This is a genomic window from Klebsiella sp. M041 (genome assembly GCF_059759695.1).
In genome coordinates, this window is sequence record NZ_JCAXWU010000028.1 from 14,349 (window position 1) to 34,395 (window position 20,047).

The 20,047-nt window shown below is 59.2% G+C and carries 22 protein-coding genes and 1 riboswitch; of the genes, 8 read left to right on the forward strand and 14 right to left on the reverse strand.

Going from position 1 to position 20,047, the window contains the following annotated elements; genetic code table 11:
- Positions 1-20 precede the first annotated feature (20 nt).
- The 10 genes from AC6CWS_RS24250 to AC6CWS_RS24295 form a co-directional block, all read right to left on the reverse strand.
- Positions 21-338 (reverse strand): PTS lactose/cellobiose transporter subunit IIA, encoded by a 318-nt coding sequence (locus AC6CWS_RS24250; protein WP_004206755.1) that lies wholly within the window; start codon positions 336-338, stop codon positions 21-23.
- 3 nt (positions 339-341) lie between these two features.
- Positions 342-647, reverse strand: a complete 306-nt coding sequence (locus tag AC6CWS_RS24255) for a PTS sugar transporter subunit IIB (protein WP_002884150.1) — start codon at positions 645-647, stop codon at positions 342-344.
- Between the two features lie 172 nt (positions 648-819).
- Entirely contained in the window at positions 820-2,352 is a 1,533-nt protein-coding gene (locus tag AC6CWS_RS24260; RefSeq protein ID WP_017901111.1) for a sensor domain-containing diguanylate cyclase, read from the reverse strand.
- Between the two features lie 316 nt (positions 2,353-2,668).
- Positions 2,669-3,802, reverse strand: coding sequence for a 2-iminoacetate synthase ThiH (thiH, locus tag AC6CWS_RS24265; RefSeq protein ID WP_023291594.1), 1,134 nt, complete (start codon positions 3,800-3,802; stop codon positions 2,669-2,671).
- On the reverse strand, positions 3,799-4,569 hold the full coding sequence (thiG, locus tag AC6CWS_RS24270; protein ID WP_004206751.1) for a thiazole synthase: 771 nt from the start codon (positions 4,567-4,569) through the stop codon (positions 3,799-3,801). Before thiG ends, thiH begins: the two co-directional genes overlap by 4 nt.
- Before the next feature lies 1 nt (position 4,570).
- A complete protein-coding gene (thiS, locus tag AC6CWS_RS24275) occupies positions 4,571-4,771 on the reverse strand; it encodes a sulfur carrier protein ThiS (protein WP_017901114.1) in 201 nt (66 codons plus the stop codon).
- On the reverse strand, positions 4,755-5,510 hold the full coding sequence (gene thiF, locus AC6CWS_RS24280) for a thiazole biosynthesis adenylyltransferase ThiF (protein WP_023291595.1): 756 nt from the start codon (positions 5,508-5,510) through the stop codon (positions 4,755-4,757). The genes thiS and thiF overlap by 17 nt, the downstream gene beginning before the upstream one ends.
- Positions 5,503-6,138: a thiamine phosphate synthase gene (thiE, locus tag AC6CWS_RS24285; protein ID WP_065883983.1), complete on the reverse strand. Its 636-nt coding sequence runs from the start codon at positions 6,136-6,138 to the stop codon at positions 5,503-5,505. Before thiE ends, thiF begins: the two co-directional genes overlap by 8 nt.
- On the reverse strand, positions 6,138-8,033 hold the full coding sequence (gene thiC / locus AC6CWS_RS24290) for a phosphomethylpyrimidine synthase ThiC (RefSeq protein WP_048296413.1): 1,896 nt from the start codon (positions 8,031-8,033) through the stop codon (positions 6,138-6,140). The genes thiE and thiC overlap by 1 nt, the downstream gene beginning before the upstream one ends.
- A gap of 84 nt (positions 8,034-8,117) precedes the next feature.
- A riboswitch (TPP riboswitch) is annotated at positions 8,118-8,242 on the reverse strand.
- 53 nt (positions 8,243-8,295) lie between these two features.
- Positions 8,296-8,793 (reverse strand): Rsd/AlgQ family anti-sigma factor, encoded by a 498-nt coding sequence (locus AC6CWS_RS24295; RefSeq protein WP_023291598.1) that lies wholly within the window; start codon positions 8,791-8,793, stop codon positions 8,296-8,298.
- A gap of 94 nt (positions 8,794-8,887) precedes the next feature.
- Here AC6CWS_RS24295 and nudC point away from each other — a divergent pair, with 94 nt between their 5' ends.
- The 6 genes from nudC (at position 8,888) to AC6CWS_RS24325 (ending at position 13,250) form a co-directional block, all read left to right on the forward strand.
- Positions 8,888-9,661 carry an NAD(+) diphosphatase gene (nudC, locus tag AC6CWS_RS24300; RefSeq protein ID WP_023291599.1) on the forward strand — a complete coding sequence of 258 codons (774 nt, stop codon included), beginning with the start codon at positions 8,888-8,890 and terminating at the stop codon, positions 9,659-9,661.
- A 40-nt stretch (positions 9,662-9,701) separates the two neighbouring features.
- On the forward strand, positions 9,702-10,766 hold the full coding sequence (gene hemE, locus AC6CWS_RS24305) for a uroporphyrinogen decarboxylase (RefSeq protein ID WP_023291600.1): 1,065 nt from the start codon (positions 9,702-9,704) through the stop codon (positions 10,764-10,766).
- Between the two features lie 12 nt (positions 10,767-10,778).
- Positions 10,779-11,450, forward strand: coding sequence for a deoxyribonuclease V (gene nfi / locus AC6CWS_RS24310; protein WP_023291601.1), 672 nt, complete (start codon positions 10,779-10,781; stop codon positions 11,448-11,450).
- Between the two features lie 42 nt (positions 11,451-11,492).
- Positions 11,493-12,083 carry a YjaG family protein gene (locus tag AC6CWS_RS24315; RefSeq protein WP_004206742.1) on the forward strand — a complete coding sequence of 197 codons (591 nt, stop codon included), beginning with the start codon at positions 11,493-11,495 and terminating at the stop codon, positions 12,081-12,083.
- Positions 12,084-12,269: 186 nt separating this feature from the next.
- A complete protein-coding gene (hupA, locus tag AC6CWS_RS24320; RefSeq protein ID WP_002884342.1) occupies positions 12,270-12,542 on the forward strand; it encodes a nucleoid-associated protein HU-alpha in 273 nt (90 codons plus the stop codon).
- 12 nt (positions 12,543-12,554) lie between these two features.
- Positions 12,555-13,250 carry a DUF1481 domain-containing protein gene (locus AC6CWS_RS24325; protein ID WP_023319466.1) on the forward strand — a complete coding sequence of 232 codons (696 nt, stop codon included), beginning with the start codon at positions 12,555-12,557 and terminating at the stop codon, positions 13,248-13,250.
- 3 nt (positions 13,251-13,253) lie between these two features.
- Here the strand turns inward: AC6CWS_RS24325 and zraP are convergent, their stop codons facing one another.
- Both zraP and AC6CWS_RS24335 read right to left on the reverse strand, forming a co-directional pair.
- The gene (zraP, locus tag AC6CWS_RS24330) at positions 13,254-13,691 is read right to left on the reverse strand and encodes a zinc resistance sensor/chaperone ZraP (RefSeq protein ID WP_065883982.1); all 438 of its coding nucleotides are present in this window, start codon (positions 13,689-13,691) and stop codon (positions 13,254-13,256) included.
- Positions 13,688-13,960 (reverse strand): hypothetical protein, encoded by a 273-nt coding sequence (locus tag AC6CWS_RS24335; protein WP_080901853.1) that lies wholly within the window; start codon positions 13,958-13,960, stop codon positions 13,688-13,690. Before AC6CWS_RS24335 ends, zraP begins: the two co-directional genes overlap by 4 nt.
- Here AC6CWS_RS24335 and zraS point away from each other — a divergent pair.
- Together zraS and zraR are read left to right on the forward strand one after the other, a co-directional pair.
- Positions 13,950-15,344, forward strand: a complete 1,395-nt coding sequence (gene zraS / locus AC6CWS_RS24340; RefSeq protein ID WP_065883981.1) for a two-component system sensor histidine kinase ZraS — start codon at positions 13,950-13,952, stop codon at positions 15,342-15,344. The two genes, AC6CWS_RS24335 and zraS, sit on opposite strands and share 11 nt — an antisense overlap.
- Positions 15,331-16,662, forward strand: coding sequence for a sigma-54-dependent response regulator transcription factor ZraR (gene zraR / locus AC6CWS_RS24345; protein WP_023291605.1), 1,332 nt, complete (start codon positions 15,331-15,333; stop codon positions 16,660-16,662). Before zraS ends, zraR begins: the two co-directional genes overlap by 14 nt.
- On the opposite strand, the gene purD is transcribed toward zraR, so the two are convergent.
- On the reverse strand, positions 16,652-17,947 hold the full coding sequence (gene purD / locus AC6CWS_RS24350) for a phosphoribosylamine--glycine ligase (RefSeq protein ID WP_043523029.1): 1,296 nt from the start codon (positions 17,945-17,947) through the stop codon (positions 16,652-16,654). The two genes, zraR and purD, sit on opposite strands and share 11 nt — an antisense overlap.
- A gap of 15 nt (positions 17,948-17,962) precedes the next feature.
- Positions 17,963-19,552 carry a bifunctional phosphoribosylaminoimidazolecarboxamide formyltransferase/IMP cyclohydrolase gene (gene purH / locus AC6CWS_RS24355; protein WP_065883980.1) on the reverse strand — a complete coding sequence of 530 codons (1,590 nt, stop codon included), beginning with the start codon at positions 19,550-19,552 and terminating at the stop codon, positions 17,963-17,965.
- Positions 19,553-20,047: the final 495 nt, after the last annotated feature.

The following is a 20,047-nucleotide window of genomic DNA, read 5'->3' on the forward strand; positions in this document are numbered from 1 at the left end:
CGCCCGTTAAATTCGAGAGATTATTGCGCGAGGGGCAGGCGACGGTATAGTTCAATCATATCGGTCGCCAGATCCTGAATGACCATGGCGTTCATCAGATGGTCCTGAGAATGCACGGTGATCAGGTTGACCGGTAACTTACCGCTGCCTTCATCCAGGCCGATAAGCTGGGTCTGAATTTTATGCGCATGTTTGACGAACTCATGGGACTCGGCCATGGCCTGCTCCGCTGCGGCAAAATCGCCTTTCCGCGCCAGCTGTAGCGCCGTCAGCGCCGCGCTGCGCGCAGAACCCGCGTTAACCAGCAGCTCCATGATGATCGTTTCTAAATCTTCCATCGATTACTCCAGCATCTTAAGGGCTTTATCCAGAACGGCATCACCTTTCATCATGCCGTAGTCCATCATATCGATCACGGCGACCTTTTTGCCGAACGGGTCGGCCAGCGCCTGCAGCTTCGCCTGCTCATATTTCACCTGCGGGCCGAGCAGAATAATGTCGGCGGCGGCCAAATTATCTTTAAACTCGGCGACCGGTACGGCCTTGATTGAGACCTCAACACCTTTCTTCTGCGCGGCATCTTGCATACGCTGAACCAGCATGCTGGTAGACATACCGGCGGCACAGCACAAAACGATATTCTTCATAGTCAGTGGCCCTTGTGTTCCGTGATGTCTTATGTTTATCGCGGCCCTGGCGATGCGACAACCGCTTTACCGTGATTGTGTGTAAGTCATCACACAAAAATTGAAACCGGTTTCATTTTTGCCGGAAAAAATAAAAAAGCCCACCGAAGTGGGCGGTTGCGGCGCTAAAGTCCTAGGCGCGCAGGATACGGTTTTTACCCTGCTGTTTGGCTTTGTACAGCGCTTCATCGACGCTCACCACCAGTTTATCCAGCGGCTCCATGTTCCATTCCCCCAGCCCGGCGCTGAAGGTGACCGTCAGGCCATCTTCGCGCCAGGTGCGCCGTTCGACGTTTACCCGCCATGTTTCCAGCAGCGTGCGGGCGTTATCAATATGTTCGGCAGGAAAGACCACCGCGAACTCTTCACCACCATAGCGATAGAGGGATATCTCCAGCGGCTGGAGGACCTGCAGCCCTTCGCGGGCGACGTTACGCAGAACGATATCGCCGTTGAGGTGACCCCAGGTGTCGTTGATCGATTTAAAGTTATCGATATCGACCAGCGCGAGGGCGAACGGCTGATGATCGTTCATCAGCGCGGCAATATCGCTGTCGAAGGCGCGGCGGTTCTTGCAGCCGGTGAGCGCGTCAATGGTCGCCTGGCGGACGTAGGTCAGTTCGCGCTGCTTATTAGTTTCAATGGCTTTACTCAGCATCGCCTCGAGGCGTGGGGCGCGTTTGACGTCGCCGGTTTTAATCGCATTGATGATATTCATCAGCACGGTGCGGGAGGCATGACGCAGATAAAGGCCGAACAGGATGATGATGATCGCCGCGAGGGCGAAACCGCCGATCACTAAATTGGTTTCATGGCGCGTCAGATTAACCAGGGTAGTGTTATCGACACGGAAAATCACAAACCAGTCGGGATTGGTAAAGGAGTAATAGTAATACCAGGTGTCGCTCCCGGGATCGTAAAGCTGCCCCTCGCCGCTGGTCATTTTATCCATCAGCTCATTACTGACGAAGGGTTTAAACAGCGCGCCAGGGTCGGAGTGCAGGACCACTTTGCCATCACGCTGCACCACAAAAAACTCGCCCTGTACGGGGGCCACCATCTGGCGCAGCGCGAACCCCATGGAGGTGAGATCGAGATGAAAGGCCAGGCTGCCCTTGAGTTTCCCCTCCGGGGTGATGATGGGTTTGAAAATGGTAATCGTCGGATGGTGGGTAAAAAAATCCATATATGGGCTGGTGTAGTGGCTGAAGGTGCTGGCTTCCGCCTGTTTGATAAACCAGGGTCGCGTTCTGGGATCGAAAGCCTGACTGTCTTCATTTTCCAGCACCTCCGGGGCGCGCAGATAGTGGCCCTCGGTATCCGCCAGCGAGATGGATGAGACGCTCGGCATCATGTTCTGTAACTGCATCAGCGTCGTTAACCCTTTCTCCGGTTCCACATTGACTGCGCGATTCAGTTCGTCATTGCGGGCAAAGAAGGCGACCGCGCGCCCAAGGATAAAATCATTTTCCCGCAGCAGGGTTTCCGTGTAGTTGATCGCCAGGTTGTGGGTAAAGTTGCGGTTAATGTCGTGATAATCTTCAAGAAAATCTTTTCGCTGCGCCAGGGTGACAAAAATAGCGATCAGCATAAAACTGAGCAAGATGCCGGCAAACCCCACGACGATCGGCGTCGTGAAAGAGAGCTTTCTGTTGTGTAGAGCCATGAATCGTTAATCGTCCCGGATGTATAAACCATGGGTCCGAACGCAGGTTGCGACTGCGACGCCTGCCGATCGAATCAGTTAACTATTGCTCAATTATAACTCTGAGGCCTTCATGTATCGTGATTTATATTCGGCGACAATGTACAGGTCCTCGATCAGCGCGGAGAGGCAGGGCGAAAATGAGGAAGAAAAGGTTCGCCCTGGTCAGCGTCCGCTGCTGACCCGGGCAGAATAGAAAAAGGGCGCCTGGCGGGCCAGCCTCCGTTTTTCATCTCTCGTGCAGGCGCGCAAAAATATCAGGCGCTTACACTGTACATCATGAGGTTTGCGAGGCGCGTCCCAGCCAGCTGTCCCAGTCTTTCCACACCGGCTGCAGGCCGCGGGCAGCCAGCGCGCTGGCGACTTCTTCAGGCCGACGGTCATCGTGCGGCGCGAACTGCTCAAGCTCCGGATGGTCGTCGGCGTAACCCCCGGGCTGGGTTTTGGAGAAGGCGCTGACGTTATTGATCGCCAGCGGGATCACCCGGTCGCGGAACCAGGGGGATTCGCGGGTGGATAGCGACAGCTCAACCTCCGGCGCCAGCAGGCGGAAGGCGCAGATGGTCTGCACCAGCTGACGCTCATCCATTAGCGAGGCCGGTTCAATGCCGCCGGCGCAGGGACGCAGACGCGGGAAGGAGACCGAATAGCGGCTGCGCCAGTAGCGTTGCTGCAGCCATAACAGGTGCTCAGCGACCATAAAGCAGTCCACCCGCCAGCTGTCGGAAAGGCCGATCAGCGCGCCAAGGCCGATCTTATCGATCCCCGCCTCGCCCAGGCGATCCGGCGTATCCAGCCGCCAGAAGAAATCCTGCTTTTTCCCTTTCAGGTGGTGCTGAGCGTACATGCTTTCGTGATAGGTCTCCTGATAGACCATCACTCCGTCGAGCCCCAGGGTTTTCAGCTCGGCATACTCGTCGGTCGCCAGCGGCTGCACCTCCATATGCAGCGAGGCAAACTGGCTGCGGATTGCCGGCAGGTGCTGGCGGAAATAATCCATTCCCACCTTACCCTGATGCTCACCGGTCACCAGCAGCAGATGCTCAAAGCCCAGGTCGCGGATCGCGGCGCACTCGCGGGCAATCTCGGCAGCATCCAGCGTCTTGCGCTTAATGCGGTTGCTCATCGAGAAGCCGCAGTAGGTGCAGTCGTTGGCGCACAGGTTGGAGAGATACAGCGGCACGTAGAAGCTGACGGTATTGCCGAAGCGCTGACGGGTAAGCCGCTGCGCGCGCTGGGCCAGAGGTTCAAGATACCCGGCCGCCGCCGGCGAAAGCAGGGCCATCATGTCGTCGCGGGTCAGCTGTTTGGCCGCCAACGCCCGTTCGACATCGGCGGCGGTTTTACCGTTGATGCGCAGGCGGATGTCGTCCCACTCCAGCTGCCGCCAGCGATCGCTGAAGGTTTTCATGCCAGCGCCTCCAGGAATCCGGTGAGCGGGCTGGTGGCCTGCGCCTGCGCGCTGCGCGCCCCCGGTCCGGCCTGACGGGCCAGCAAGCCGGCCTCGACCGCCATACGGAAAGCGTGGGCCATGGCCACGGGATCGTCGGCGACGGCAATAGCGGTATTGACCAGCACCGCGTCCGCGCCCATTTCCAGCGCCTGCGCCGCATGGCTTGGAACGCCGATGCCGGCGTCGACCACCACCGGCACCGTCGCCTGCTCGATAATAATCTCCAGCATGGCTTTGGTTTCCAGCCCCTGATTGGAGCCGATCGGCGCGCCCAGGGGCATCACCGCCGCGCAGCCAGCCTCTTCCAGCCGTTTACACAGCACCGGGTCGGCGCCGCAGTAGGGCAGCACCACGAACCCTTCGCGGACCAGCAGCTCCGCCGCTTTCAGGGTTTCAATCGGGTCGGGCAGCAGCCAGCGGGCGTCCGGGTGGATCTCCAGTTTCAGCCAGTGGGTGCCCAAGGCTTCCCGTGCCAGACGGGCGGCAAACACCGCCTCTTCCGCTGTCTTGGCGCCCGAGGTATTCGGCAGCAGGCTGACTCCCGCCGCCAGCAGCGGGGCGAGGATGGCGTCATTGTGCTGACGTAAATCGACGCGCTTCATCGCCAGGGTGACCAGCTGGCTGCCCGAGGCGCGAATCGCCTCAACCATCACCTCCGGGGCGGCGAATTTGCCGGTACCGGTGAAAAGATGGGATTCAAATGTTTTGTCTGCAATACGTAACATGTCAGCCTCCAGCGATAACCTGAAAAAGCAGGACTCGATCGCCTTCCTGCAAGAGATGATCTTCCCACCGGTCGCGCGGCAGAATGTGTTGATTGAGCGCCAGCGCGACGCCCGGCTGCAGCTGTTCGAGCTGGGTCAGCAGGGCGCTGACGCTGAGATGGTCGGCGCACGCCAGCGGCTCGTCGTTAAACCAGATCTGCATGCCGCCCTCCGCAAATCGGGCAGCCCCGGGAACGCTGTAGCGCCAGGTTACGCCAGTTACTGGTGCGGGCGTCGAACAGCCGCAGAGTGTTGCGCGGCGTCGTCATGCCGCTGAGCAGCTTAATGGCCTCCAGCGCCTGCAGCGTGCCCATCATGCCGACCACCGGGCCGACGATCCCCGCGGTGCGGCAGTTGCGCTGCGGTTCGTCGCTATCCGGCCACAGGCAGCGATAGCAGCCCTGCGTCCAGGGGGGGGTGAGCACCATCAGCTGACCGCCGAAGCCGACGGCGCTGGCGGTCACTAACGGGATGTCGAGGGCCACGCAGGCGGCATTGATCGCCTGGCGGGTGACCATGTTATCGGTACAGTCCAGCACCACGTCCGCTTTCGCCACCTCGGCGCGCAGCGCCTCGCCGCTTAATCGCTGCTGGAGCGCAACCAGTTTGATCTGCGGATTTAGCTGGCTGAGCCGCGTCTTTGCCGCCGCGGCTTTTGGCCGATCGATATCCGCGCTGGTGAACAGGATCTGCCGCTGCAGATTGCTGAGATGCACGGCGTCGTCATCGGCCAGGGTCAGCGTCCCGACGCCAGCCCCGGCCAGATAGAGCGCCGCCGGGGAGCCCAGCCCGCCAAGGCCGATAATCAGCACCCGGCTGGCTAACAGCTTCTGTTGCCCCTCGATGGCAATATCCTCCAGCAGCAGCTGACGGCTATAGCGCATAAAGTCGTGATCATTCATCGCCCGCTCCCGCCAGCGTCAGCAGCTGGTCGGTCGCTGCCCGCCAGTCCGCCGCCTGGGTGATGGCGCTGACCACTGCGATGCTGCCGACGCCGGTCGCCAGCACCGCCGGGGCCTTTTCAAGGCTAATTCCGCCGATCGCCACGGTGGGGTAATCCGCCAGGCGTTGGATATGTCTGGCAAGCTGATCGAGCCCCTGCGGCGCGGAGGGCATCTGTTTGGTTTGCGTCGGGAAGACGTGACCCAGGGCGATGTAAGAGGGGCGCGCCGCCAGGGCGACATCAATCTCCATATCGTCATGGGTGGAGACGCCCAGACGTAGCCCGGCTTGGCGGATGGCGCTCAGATCGGTGGTTTCCAGATCTTCTTGTCCGAGATGCACGCCGTAGGCCTGGTGTTTGATCGCCAGTCGCCAGTAATCGTTAATGAACAGCCGGGCGTGATAGCGGCGGCCAAGGGCGATGGCGGCGATGACGTCATCCTCCACCTCGCTGTCGCGTCGGTCTTTGATGCGTAACTGAAGAGTACGTACTCCGGCTTTGAGCAGGCGCTCAATCCACGCCACGCTGTCCACTACCGGGTAGAGTCCGAGACGAAACGGGACGGGTGGAAAATCAGGCTGATACATCAGACTTCCTCCTGTTTCAGGTAGATTTCGCCGCCGCGGGCGCGGAAGTGATGCGACATATCGGCCATGCCGGCGTCGATGGCCTGTCTGGCGGCGTAGTCGCGGACTTCCTGAGTGATCTTCATTGAGCAGAATTTCGGACCGCACATGGAGCAGAAGTGGGCAACTTTGCCGGATTCCTGCGGCAGGGTTTCATCGTGATAGGCCCGGGCGGTAAACGGATCCAGCGCGAGGTTAAACTGGTCTTCCCAGCGGAATTCAAAGCGCGCCTTCGACATGGCGTTATCGCGGATCTGCGCCCCGGGGTGGCCTTTCGCCAGGTCGGCGGCGTGGGCGGCGATTTTGTAGGTAATCAACCCCTGCTTCACATCCTCTTTGTTGGGCAGGCCGAGATGCTCTTTTGGCGTGACATAGCACAGCATGGCGCAGCCGAACCAGCCGATCATCGCCGCGCCGATGCCGGAGGTGAAATGGTCGTAGCCCGGCGCAATGTCGGTGGTGAGCGGCCCGAGGGTGTAGAACGGCGCTTCGTGGCAGTGCTCCAGCTCCTCGGTCATATTGCGGCGGATCATCTGCATCGGCACGTGGCCGGGGCCCTCGATCATCACCTGCACGTCATACTCCCAGGCGATTTTCGTCAGCTCGCCGAGGGTGCGCAGCTCGGAGAACTGCGCTTCGTCGTTGGCATCCTGAATGGAGCCGGGGCGCAGGCCATCGCCCAGCGACAGCGACACGTCATAGGCGGCGCAGATTTCGCAGATTTCGCGGAAATGCTGGTAGAGAAAGTTTTCCTGATGGTGCGACAGGCACCATTTGGCCATGATTGAGCCGCCGCGCGAAACGATGCCGGTCAGACGCTTCGCGGTCATCGGGACGTAGCGCAGCAGTACGCCGGCGTGAATGGTGAAGTAGTCGACGCCCTGTTCGGCCTGTTCCAGCAGGGTATCGCGGAAGGCTTCCCAGGTGAGGTTCTCGGCGATGCCGTTGACTTTCTCCAGCGCCTGGTAAATCGGTACGGTGCCGATCGGTACCGGGCTGTTACGCAGGATCCACTCGCGGGTTTCGTGGATATAGCGGCCGGTGGAGAGATCCATCACCGTATCGGCGCCCCAGCGGGTGGACCAGACCAGCTTCTCGACCTCTTCTTCGATGGAGGAGGTCACCGCCGAGTTGCCGATATTAGCATTCACTTTTACCAGGAAGTTGCGGCCGATAATCATCGGCTCAGACTCCGGGTGGTTGATATTGGCCGGGATGATTGCGCGCCCGGCGGCCACTTCATCACGGACGAACTCAGGGGTGATGTTTTCCGGCAGGCGGGCGCCGAAGCCTTCGCCGGCATGCTGCTGGCGCAGAACTTCGCTGCGAATACGTTCGCGGCCCATGTTTTCGCGAATGGCGATGAACTCCATCTCCGGGGTGACGATCCCCTGGCGGGCGTAGTGCAGTTGGGTAACACATTTGCCGGCAACGGCGCGTTTTGGCGTCAGCTGGCTATTGAAGCGCAGCTCATCAAGGCCGTCATCGGCCAGCCGCGCTTTGGTATAGGCCGAGCTGCGTTCGCTGAGCGGGGCGCAGTCATTGCGCGCGTCGATCCACGGCTGGCGCAGCCTGGCCAGCCCCTGGCGGACATTAATGCCAATATCCGGGTCGCCATAAGGTCCGGAGGTGTCATACACCGGGATCGGTTCGTTGGCTTCGTACTGTGGGTTATCGTTATCGCCGCCGACGAGGGTTGGGCTGAGCTGGATTTCACGCATTGGGACGCGGATATCCGCTTGTGAACCTTGAATGTAGATACGGCGCGAATTAGGGAAAGCAGCGCCTTCCAGCGTATCGATAAATCGCTGCGCGTGCTCGCGTAGCTCACGACGGGTCAGTTTGGTAGTAGACATAGCGCATTCCAGATGAAAAGGACATGGCTTGTCAGACGACGGATGGAGTAACAGATGCGATCGGCCCTGACGGACTGACGCGAACAGCAGTTTACTCTTGTTCCCTTCGCAGGTATTAGCCTGATCAGGTTCCGCGGATCCCGAATTAACGGTCTCAGCCTTTTCCACGTTAGCCTTCACATGGAAAATAAGCACTCCGACAAGATGACATCCCCTCCGGAGAGGGGGAATGAAGGTAAACTACTCGTTAATTGCACACAACTCAAGCGGTCGGGGCAATATTATCGCGCACCTCATCGTTCAGATGATGGGCGACGGCGAGGGCGATCAGTTTATCTTCCAGGGCGAAACGCGCTTCCAGCGACTCGCCGATATCCGACAGCGCCTGCTGAAACTCAAGGTAGTTATCATGATCAATGGCGTTTTCGAGGCAGGTATCGTAGTAGTCCATCATCTGCTGGGTATTGGCTTCCAGCTGCGGGTAAAGCCGGGTGGCGGCTAAAAGTGGGGTATCGCCTTCCATTTCGCCAATAATGCGTTCATAAATACTAAAATGACCGGACGAGAGGTAATCCACCAGACTTTGGCAAAAGTCATCCAGCGCCTTTTCGTTTAGCCGCATAAACGACTCTTTGCCCGGTTTCAGGCCAACCAGATTGTAGTAAGCCACGAGCAGATGCTTACGCACTTGTAGCCAGCGATCGACCAGTTCATTACTACCGCCAACGCGCTCCGTCAGATTTTCCAGCTGGTTTAGCATGATTGACTCCGCTAGTTTTGATTTAAATCTGCTCACCAAAAATGTAAATATAATGTTAACAACATGCCAGTGAAGCAAAGGTAGTGCAATAGATATGGATCGTATTATTGAAAAATTAGATCGCGGCTGGTGGGTTGTCAGTCACGAACAAAAATTATGGTTGCCTGGTGGAGAATTACCACATGGCGAAGCGGTTAATTTCGATCTTGTCGGCCAGCATGCGCTGCATATCGGCGAATGGCAGGGCGATCCGGTGTGGATGGTGCGCCAGGATCGCCGCCATGACATGGGATCGTTACGCCAGGTGCTGGATCAGGATCCGGGACTCTTTCAGCTGGCGGGACGGGGGATCCAGCTCGCCGAATTTTATCGATCGCATAAATTTTGCGGCTACTGCGGTCACCCGATGCATGCCAGTAAAAGCGAATGGGCGATGCTGTGCAGCCACTGCCGTGAACGTTACTACCCGCAAATTGCCCCGTGCATTATCGTCGCTATCCGTCGCGACGATGCGATCCTGCTGGCGCAACATACCCGACATCGCAATGGGGTACACACCGTGCTGGCCGGGTTCGTCGAGGTCGGCGAAACCCTCGAGCAGGCCGTTGCCCGTGAGGTGATGGAGGAGAGCGGTATCCGGGTGAAAAATCTGCGCTACGTGACTTCTCAACCGTGGCCGTTCCCGCAGTCGCTGATGACTGCCTTTATGGCGGATTACGCGGAGGGCGATATCGTGGTGGATAAAAAAGAGTTACTCAGCGCGGACTGGTACCGCTATGACGATCTGCCGCTTCTGCCGCCGCCGGGGACGGTGGCGCGCCGGCTTATCGAAGATACCGTCGCGATGTGTCGGGCAGAGTTCGAGTGACATGTTACACTGGGCGTATCAACGCTAAAGGAATGTAAAAATGACCGAACTGAAGAACGATCGTTACCTGCGCGCGCTGCTGCGTCAGCCGGTTGATGTCACCCCGGTGTGGATGATGCGCCAGGCGGGCCGCTATTTACCTGAGTACAAAGCCACCCGTGCGCAAGCGGGCGACTTTATGTCGCTGTGTAAAAATGCCGAGCTGGCCTGCGAAGTGACGCTCCAGCCGCTGCGTCGTTACCCGCTGGACGCGGCGATCCTCTTTTCGGACATCCTGACCATCCCGGACGCCATGGGGCTGGGGCTGTACTTTGAGGCAGGCGAAGGCCCGCGCTTCACCTCGCCGGTGAAAAGCAAAGCCGACGTCGACAAGCTGCCAGTCCCGGATCCCGAGCAGGAACTGGGCTACGTGATGAATGCCGTGCGCACCATACGCCGCGAACTGAAAGGCGAAGTGCCGCTGATCGGTTTTTCCGGTAGCCCATGGACGCTGGCGACCTACATGGTGGAAGGCGGCAGCAGCAAGGCTTTCACCGTCATCAAAAAGATGATGTACGCCGACCCGCAGGCGCTGCACGCGCTGCTGGATAAGCTGGCGAAGAGCGTCACCCTGTATCTCAACGCGCAGATCAAAGCCGGCGCGCAGTCGGTGATGATTTTTGACACCTGGGGCGGGGTGCTGACCGGCCGCGACTACCAGCAATTCTCCCTCTACTACATGCATAAAATCGTCGATGGCCTGCTGCGGGAAAACGAAGGCCGCCGCGTGCCGGTGACGCTGTTCACCAAAGGCGGCGGTCAGTGGCTGGAAGCGATGGCGGAGACCGGCTGTGACGCGCTGGGTCTCGACTGGACCACCGATATTGCCGATGCCCGTCGTCGCGTGGGCAACAAAGTCGCGCTGCAGGGCAATATGGATCCGTCCATGCTCTATGCGCCCGCCGCGCGTATTGAAGAAGAAGTCGCGACCATCCTCGCCGGCTTTGGTCAGGGGGAAGGCCACGTCTTTAACCTCGGCCACGGCATCCATCAGGACGTTGATCCTGAGCATGCGGGCGTCTTTGTTGAAGCGGTGCATCGTCTTTCCGCACCCTATCACCAGTAGGAGATCAGCCATATGGATTTAGCCGCACTCCGTATCCAACAGCAACAGTTAGCCGCGTCGGTAGAGCGGGCGGATCGACTGGATCGCGACCCGCCAGTATTGATCGGCGGTGCGGATGTCGGGTTTGAGCAGGAAGGGGAGGTCACCCGAGCTGCGATGGTGCTGCTGACCTGGCCTGAACTGGAGCTGGTGGAGTATCAGGTGGCGCGCGTCGCCACCTCCATGCCCTATATTCCCGGCTTTCTCTCGTTTCGCGAAACGCCTGCGCTGCTGGCGGCGTGGGAGCAGCTTTCGCAAAAACCGGACCTGTTGTTTGTTGACGGGCACGGTATTTCCCATCCGCGGCGGCTGGGCGTCGCCAGCCATTTTGGCCTGATGATCGACGTGCCGACCATCGGGGTGGCGAAAAAACGGCTGTGTGGAAAAATCGGCGAACTGGGTGATGCCCCCGGCGCGCTGGCCCCGCTGATGGATAAAAATGAGCAACTGGCCTGGGTCTGGCGCAGTAAAGTCCGCTGCAACCCGCTGTTTATTAGCACCGGCCACCGGGTGGGCATGGACAGCGCCTTAATGTGGGTCGAACGCTGCATGCGAGGCTATCGTCTGCCCGAGCCGACGCGCTGGGCTGATGCGGTGGCGTCCCGCCGTCCGTCATTTGTGCGTTGGCAAGCAAATCACAGCTGATTCAGGTACACTGCGCCTAATTTCTGACTTCGAGAATTCATCATGTTACAAAACCCGATTCACCTGCGCCTGGAGAAGCTGGAAAGCTGGCAGCATGTCACTTTTATGGCCTGCCTGTGCGAGCGTATGTACCCCAACTACGCGATGTTCTGCAAGCAAACCGAGTTTGGCGACGGCCAGCTGTACCGTCGTATCCTGGATCTGATCTGGGAAACGCTGACGGTTAAAGATGCGAAGGTGAATTTCGACAGTCAACTGGAGAAACTGGAAGAGGCGATCCCGGCGGCAGATGATTTCGACCTGTACGGTGTTTATCCGGCCATAGACGCCTGCGTGGCGTTGAGCGAATTGATCCATTCCCGTCTGAGCGGCGAAACGCTCGAGCACGCGATCGAGGTGAGCAAAACCTCCATCACCACCGTGGCGATGCTGGAAATGACCCAGGAAGGCCGCGAAATGACCGACGAAGAGCTGAAAGCGAACCCGGCGGTAGAGCAGGAATGGGACATTCAGTGGGAAATTTTCCGCCTGCTGGCCGACTGCGAAGAGCGTGACCTTGAGCTGATAAAAGGCCTGCGCGCGGACCTGCGTGAGGCCGGCGAGAGCAATATTGGTATAAATTTTCAGCAGTGAGACCAGAAAACGTGATTTACCGCCTGAATTGTAGCGTCTGAAGGCTTCCATTCCGCCCCCCGTCTGGTCTACATTTGGAGGGCGAAAAAAAGTGGCTATCGGTGCGTGTATGCAGGAGGGTGCTTTTTTGGCATTTCCGTCGCACTCGATGCTTAGCAAGCGATAAACACATTGTAAGGATAACTTATGAACAAGACTCAACTGATTGATGTAATTGCGGACAAAGCTGACCTGTCCAAAGCACAGGCTAAAGCTGCCCTGGAATCTACCCTGGCTGCAATTACTGAGTCTCTGAAAGAAGGTGATGCTGTTCAACTGGTTGGTTTCGGTACCTTCAAAGTGAACCACCGCGCTGAGCGTACTGGCCGCAACCCGCAGACCGGTAAAGAGATCAAAATCGCTGCAGCTAACGTGCCGGCATTTGTTTCTGGCAAAGCACTGAAAGACGCAGTTAAGTAAGACCGCGTGGCAGTGAACAGTTTTATCGAAGGGGCTATTAAGCCCCTTTTGTCTGTCTGGCGCCGGCCTCTGGCGCTGGCGGGCATCCTGTTGCTAACTGCCTGCAGCCATAACGCGTCGCTACCACCGTTTACCGCCAGCGGTTATGCGGACAACCAGGGGGCGATGCGTATCTGGCGTAAAGATTCTGGCGATGAAGTCCATCTTCTCGCCGCCTTCAGCCCGTGGCGTCACGGGGACACCTCGACCAGCGAATATCGCTGGCAGGGCGATCAGCTGACGCTTATTGAACTCAATGTCTACGGCAAGCCGCCGGAACATATTCGCGCCCGCTTCGACGCGCAAGGCGATCTGAGCTTTATGCAGCGGGAAGTTGACGGGCAGAAGCAGCAGCTCTCCAGCGACCAGGTCGCGCTGTACCGTTATCGCGCCGAGCAGATCCGCCAGACCAGCGACGCCCTCCGTCAGGGTCGGGTCGTCCTGCGTCAGGGGCGCTGGAACGCCGCCGCGCATACCGTCCTGACCTGCGAAGGGCAGACGGTGACGCCCGACCTCGATAGTCGGGCTCTGGCGCACATTGAACGCCGCCAGAGCCACGCTTCCGCCGCGGTGAGCATTGCCTGGCTTGAGGCGCCGGAAGGCTCTCAATTGCTGCTGGTGGCCAATGAAAACTTCTGCACCTGGCAGCCGACGGAAAAAAGCTTCTAACCTTTACCAGTGATTCATGCCCCTATGACCGCCGCCGCTACCGCGACAGCCGCCATATCCCATGCCTGCGCCGCGGGGAACGCCTGCCTCAGCCAGCGCGAGATCAAATTTCACCCGCTGCTGATCCAGCTTCTGGCGTAAGCCTTCCATCTCCTGAGCGACGGCTTCAATCTTGCCGCGGTCCGGCTTTTGCGCCGTGAGCAGCGCATTGTACTCATAGCGTTTGGACTGCAGCTGCTGGCGAAGGGCGCTGGTTTGCGCAAAGTAATCGTTATGCAGCTTTTGCGCGGTAGCCTGCTGCTCCTGGGTCAGCTGGCTGTAGCCCTGGTTGCCCATCCCGTTATTGTTGCCCCAGTGGTGGTTGGCCCAGGCCGCGTTGCTGCCGAAGGTCAGCGCGGCAAGGGTGACGAGGGCGAGAGGTAAGTTACGGTTCCGTTTCATGGCATTTTCTCCTGTGTGGTTTCTCCCGGTATTGCATCTTCCATGCCAGCCTGAAAAAGCCCGTCCGAACAGGTCTGCCGAGGTCGTGGCAGAGAAGGCGAGTAAAAATGACCCGTTCCGCCCGGGACCGGCGAGTCATTTTTACTCGCTAAAGCGCAGGCGATATGTTTGAGAGCAGGTTTGGCCGTGCGGAAACATGGCATGATTTCTGCTGAAAGATCCTGCTGATAGCGAAAAGGAGATGACAAGGACTCGCCGATGAAGATCAAACCTTTTTCCCGGGACGCTGCCGCTGGCGCGCTGAGCTGGCTGCTGACCGGTACGGTGGTGCTGCTGGTGGTGCTGTTCTCCGCGATGATCGTCCGCGATCACGGTCGTGAGACGACCGCCGCCCGACAAACTATTGAGGAGAAGGGGAGCGTACTGATCCGCGCGCTGGAGTCCGGCACGCGCGTCGGCATGGGAATGCGGATGCATCACGCGCAGCTGCAGGCCCTGCTGGAAGAGATGGCCTGGCAGCCGGGCGTCCTGTGGTTCGCGGTGACTGATGACAATGGCACCATCATCGCTCACAGCGATCCGCAGCAGGTGGGCCAAACGCTCTACAGCCCCGCGCAGATGCGTGCGCTGGCGGTTGGCGAACAGGCGCGCTGGCGGCGGCTTAGCGAGCCGCAGCCGGCCATTGAGGTCTATCGCCAGTTTCGCCCGCTCAATCCGGCCCGCGGCCACCATAGGGGCATGATGAATCGCGGCGACAGTGCCCTGGCTCAAGCCACCGTCCCGCAGGTGATTTTTATCGCCTTTGATAGCAGTGAGCTGGATGCCGCGCAGGCCCGCGGGCAGCGGAACATGGTCATCATGCTGGGCGCCGCCGCGCTGGTGACAGCGGCAACGATCCTCGCCCAGTTCTGGTTCCGCCGCTATCGCCGCTCGCGAAAACAACTGCTGGAGGCGATGGCCCGCAAAGAGAAACTGGTGGCGCTTGGCCATCTGGCGGCGGGCGTGGCGCACGAGATCCGCAATCCACTCTCGTCGATTAAAGGGCTGGCGAAATATTTTGCCGAGCGCACGCCGCCGGGCGGCGAGTCGCATCAGTTAGCGCGGGTGATGGCCAAAGAGGCCGACCGCCTGAACCGGGTGGTCAGCGAACTGCTGGAGCTGGTCCGGCCCGCGCATTTAAATTATCAGCCGGTGGATATCAACGCGCTTATCCACCACTCATTACAGCTGGTCAGCCAGGATGCGCAGAGTCGCGGGATAGCGCTGCAATTCACTCCGCGCCCGGAGCTCTCCACGATCAACGCCGATGCCGACCGCCTGAACCAGGTGCTGTTGAACCTGTACCTGAACGCGATGCAGGCGATTGGCCGTGACGGCGTCATTCGCGTATCGGCAAGCGAAGCTGACCGTCAGCGGATGAAAATCGTCATCGCAGATAGCGGTAAAGGGATGACTGCCGAAGAGCTGCAGGCCATCTTCACCCCCTATTTCACCACCAAAGCGGACGGCACCGGGCTGGGGCTGGCGGTGGTGCAGAATATTATCGAACAACATGGCGGGACGATCCGCGCCGAAAGTCAGCCGGGGGCTGGAGCGATATTTACGCTTTGGCTACCGATTGATGCTCAACGGAGGGAAGATGAGCAGCGATAAGGTACAGATTCTGGTTGTCGATGATGACATCAGCCACTGCACGATCCTGCAGGCGCTGCTGCGCGGCTGGGGCTATCAGGTGGCATTAGCCCACAACGGCCTGCAGGCGCTGGAGCTGATCCATCAGCAGGTCTTCGACCTGGTGCTGTGCGATATTCGCATGGCGGAGATGGACGGTATCGCGACGTTAAAAGAGATTAAAGCCTATAACCCGGCGATCCCGGTGCTGATCATGACGGCGTTCTCCAGCGTCGATACGGCGGTGGAGGCCATCAAGTCCGGGGCGCTGGATTATCTGATTAAGCCGCTGGATTTTGACACGTTACAGCAGACGTTAGTCCAGGCGCTGGCACACACCCGGCATAGCGAGGGCGAACACCCCGCCGCAGCGAGTTCGCGTTGGGGCATGATAGGCGACAGCCCGGCGATGCAGGCGCTTCTTAATAATATTACGCTGGTAGCCCCTTCGGATGCGACGGTGCTGATCTATGGAGAGTCGGGAACCGGTAAGGAACTGGTGGCGCGCGCCATCCACGCCTGCAGCGGGCGCGGTGATAAGCCGCTGGTGACGCTCAACTGCGCGGCGCTGAATGAGTCGCTACTGGAGTCGGAACTCTTCGGCCATGAAAAAGGGGCGTTTACCGGCGCGGATCGGCGACGTGAGGGGCGCTTTGTCGAAGCGGATGGCGGCACGCTGTTCCTCGATGAAATTGGCGATATCTCGCCATTGATGCAGGTCCGGCTGCTGCGGGCGATTCAGGAGCGGGAGGTGCAGCGGGTCGGCAGCAACCAGACGCTTGCCGTTGATGTGCGGCTGATCGCCGCCACCCACCGCAACCTCGCGGAAGAGGTAAGCGCCGGGCGTTTCCGCCAGGATCTCTATTACCGCCTGAACGTCGTGACTATTGAGATGCCGCCTCTGCGCCGGCGCCGGGAAGATATTCCGCCGCTGGCGCAGCACTTTCTCAAACGCTATGCCGAACGCAATCGTAAGGCGGTAAAGGGGTTCACGCCACAGGCGATGGACCTGCTGATCCACTACTCCTGGCCGGGCAACATTCGCGAGCTGGAAAACGCGGTGGAGCGGGCGGTGGTGCTACTGACCGGGGACTATATCTCCGGGCGGGAACTGCCGCTGGCGATTGCGGGTACGCCGCTGCCGTCAGGCGGGAGCGAGGAGGGGCTGATTCAGCCGCTAGTGGAAGTCGAAAAAGAGGTGATTCTGGCGGCACTGGAAAAAACGGGCGGCAACAAAACCGAAGCCGCCCGTCAGTTAGGCATTACGCGGAAAACGCTGTTGGCGAAACTTAGCCGTTAGCCTTTTCGCGCTCAATGGCGCGCCAGCCGATATCGTTTCGGCTAAAGCTGCCATCCCAGCGAATATCGGTCAGCAGCTGATAGGCGCGCTGCTGCGCCTGCGCTACGGTATCGCCCAGGGCGGTGACGCACAGTACGCGCCCGCCGTTGGTGACCACGCGCTGGTCGTCAGACAGTTTCGTGCCGGCGTGGAAGACTTTACCGTCTGCCGCTTCCTGCTGCGGCAGGCCATGGATCTCATCGCCCGTGTTGTAGTTGCCCGGATAGCCGCCGGCGGCAACCACTACCCCCAGCGATGCGCGGTCATCCCACTCGGAGGTTTTCTCATCCAGCTTGCCGGCGCAGGCGGCGAGGCACAGCTCTACCAGGTCAGATTTCATGCGCAGCATGATCGGCTGGGTTTCCGGATCGCCAAAGCGGCAGTTGAACTCAATGACCTTTGGGTTGCCCTGCTTGTCGATCATCAGACCGGCATACAGGAAACCGGTATAGGTGTTGCCTTCCGCGGCCATGCCCTTCACGGTTGGCCAGATAATACGCTCCATGGTGCGCTGATGGACTTCATCAGTCACGACCGGCGCCGGAGAATAAGCGCCCATCCCACCGGTGTTCGGGCCGGTATCGCCGTTGCCGACGCGTTTGTGATCCTGGCTGGTGGCCATCGGCAGGACGTGCTCGCCGTCGACCATCACAATAAAGCTGGCCTCTTCGCCATCGAGGAACTCTTCAATGACGATGCGGTGTCCGGCGTCGCCAAAGGCGTTACCGGCCAGCATGTCTTTGACCGCCGCTTCGGCTTCCTCAAGGGTCATCGCCACGATAACGCCTTTACCCGCCGCCAGACCGTCGGCTTTGATGACGATCGGCGCGCCTTTCTCGCGCAGGTAAGCCAGCGCTGGCTCAACTTCGGTGAAGTTCTGGTATTCCGCCGTCGGGATGTGATGACGCGCGAGGAAATCTTTGGTGAAGGCTTTCGAGCCTTCCAGCTGCGCCGCGCCTTCGGTTGGCCCAAAGATGGCGAGCCCGGCGGCACGGAACGCGTCGACCACGCCAATCACCAACGGCGCTTCCGGACCAACGATGGTCAGGTCGATATTTTCATCCTGAGCGAAGCGCAGCAGCGCCGGAATATCGGTGACGCCGATGGCGACGTTTTGCAGCGACGGCTCCAGCGCGGTACCTGCGTTGCCCGGCGCAACGTAGACGGTATCAACCAGCGGCGATTGGGCCGCTTTCCAGGCCAGGGCGTGTTCACGCCCGCCGTTGCCGATTACTAATACTTTCATCTGCAGCTCCATGAATTAATGGCGGAAGTGGCGCATATCGGTGAAGATCATGGCGATGCCGTGTTCGTCAGCGGCGGCAATCACTTCGTCGTCGCGGATAGAGCCGCCCGGCTGGATAACGCAAGTGATGCCGACCGCAGCCGCGGCGTCAATCCCATCGCGGAACGGGAAGAAGGCATCGGAGGCCATGGCGGAGCCTTTCACTTCCAGACCTTCGTCACCGGCTTTAATCCCGGCAATTTTCGCCGAGTAGACGCGGCTCATCTGGCCGGCGCCTATGCCGATGGTCATATTGTCTTTGGCATACACGATGGCGTTGGATTTGACGAATTTCGCCACTTTCCAGCAGAACAGCGCATCGCGCAGCTCTTGCTCGCTCGGCTGACGTTTACTGACCACGCGCAGTTCGCCTGCGGTGACCATACCGAGATCGCGGTCCTGAACCAGCAGGCCGCCGTTGACACGTTTGAAATCGAGACCGGCAACGCGCGCTTCCCACTGACCGCAGGTCAGTACGCGGACGTTCTGCTTCGCGGCAGTGATTTTCAGCGCTTCTTCGCTGGCGGACGGGGCGATGATCACCTCGACAAACTGGCGAGAGATGATCGCCTGCGCGGTGTCGGCATCCAGCTCGCGGTTGAAGGCGATGATGCCGCCGAACGCGGAGGTCGGGTCGGTTTTGTATGCGCGATCGTAGGCGTCAAGGATCGAGTCGCTGACGGCAACGCCGCACGGGTTAGCGTGCTTAACGATCACGCAGGCCGGTTCGTTGAACTCTTTCACGCACTCCAGCGCCGCATCGGTATCGGCAATATTGTTATAGGAGAGCGCTTTACCCTGCAGCTGGGTAGCGGTTGCCACGGAAGCTTCTTTGACATTCTCTTCTATATAGAAGGCAGCCTGCTGGTGGCTGTTTTCGCCGTAGCGCATATCCTGCTTCTTAATGAAGTTCAGATTCAGGGTGCGTGGGAAGCGGCCAGCGGCTTCTTTGCTTTCGCCGTGATAGGCCGGAACCATGCTGCCGAAGTAGTTGGCGATCATGCTGTCGTACGCGGCGGTGTGTTCGAAGGCTTTAATGGCGAGGTCGAAGCGGGTGTCCAGCGTCAGGGAGCCTTCGTTGGCGTCCATTTCATTAATGATGGCGGTGTAGTCGCTGCTCTTCACCACGATGGCGACATCTTTGTGGTTCTTCGCCGCGGAGCGGACCATGGTTGGGCCGCCGATATCGATGTTTTCCACCGCGTCTTCCAGCGAGCAGCCTTCACGAGCGACGGTTTGGGCAAACGGATAGAGGTTAACGACCACCATATCAATAGGCGCGATACCGTGCTGCTGCATGATGCCATCATCCTGACCGCGACGACCGAGGATGCCGCCGTGTACTTTCGGATGCAGGGTCTTCACGCGTCCATCCATCATTTCCGGGAAACCGGTGTAGTCAGAGACTTCGGTTACCGGCAGGCCTTTTTCTGCCAGCAGGCGGGCGGTGCCGCCGGTGGACAGCAGCTCGACACCACGAGCGGAAAGCGCCTGCGCGAATTCGACGATACCGGCCTTGTCAGAAACACTGAGCAGAGCGCGGCGGACTGGACGACGTTGTTGCATGGTATTAAATCCCCAGGATTTGAACATTACAGAGAGCGTTAGGTGAGTTTTTGCCTAAAAACTCACCTAACGCACCCAACCGGGCATCCGTGTCATAGCGCGGCATTGTAACGAAAACGTTTGCGCAACGCTCGCGAATTTTTATCTTTCTCTTTAGGCCGATGGTTCTCCTTCTATATAGCTGCCGATCCGCGGGGCGTGCGGTCATGTTTTGACGCTCTCCTGTGGATAATTCTGTGTGTAAAGAGGTATAAAGCGGGGTTTTGCTGGGGAATGCAGCAGTCAGTCATTTTTCTGCCATTTTTCTATTGCGGGCGCTCGAGAACTCCCTATAATGCGCCTCCATCGACACGGCAGATGTGAATCACTTCACACAAACAGCCAGTTCGGTTGAAGAGAAAAATCCTGAAAAACGGGTTGACTCTGAAAGAGGAAAGCGTAATATACGCCACCTCGCGACAGAGCGCTAAAGCGCGTCGCAACTGCTCTTTAACA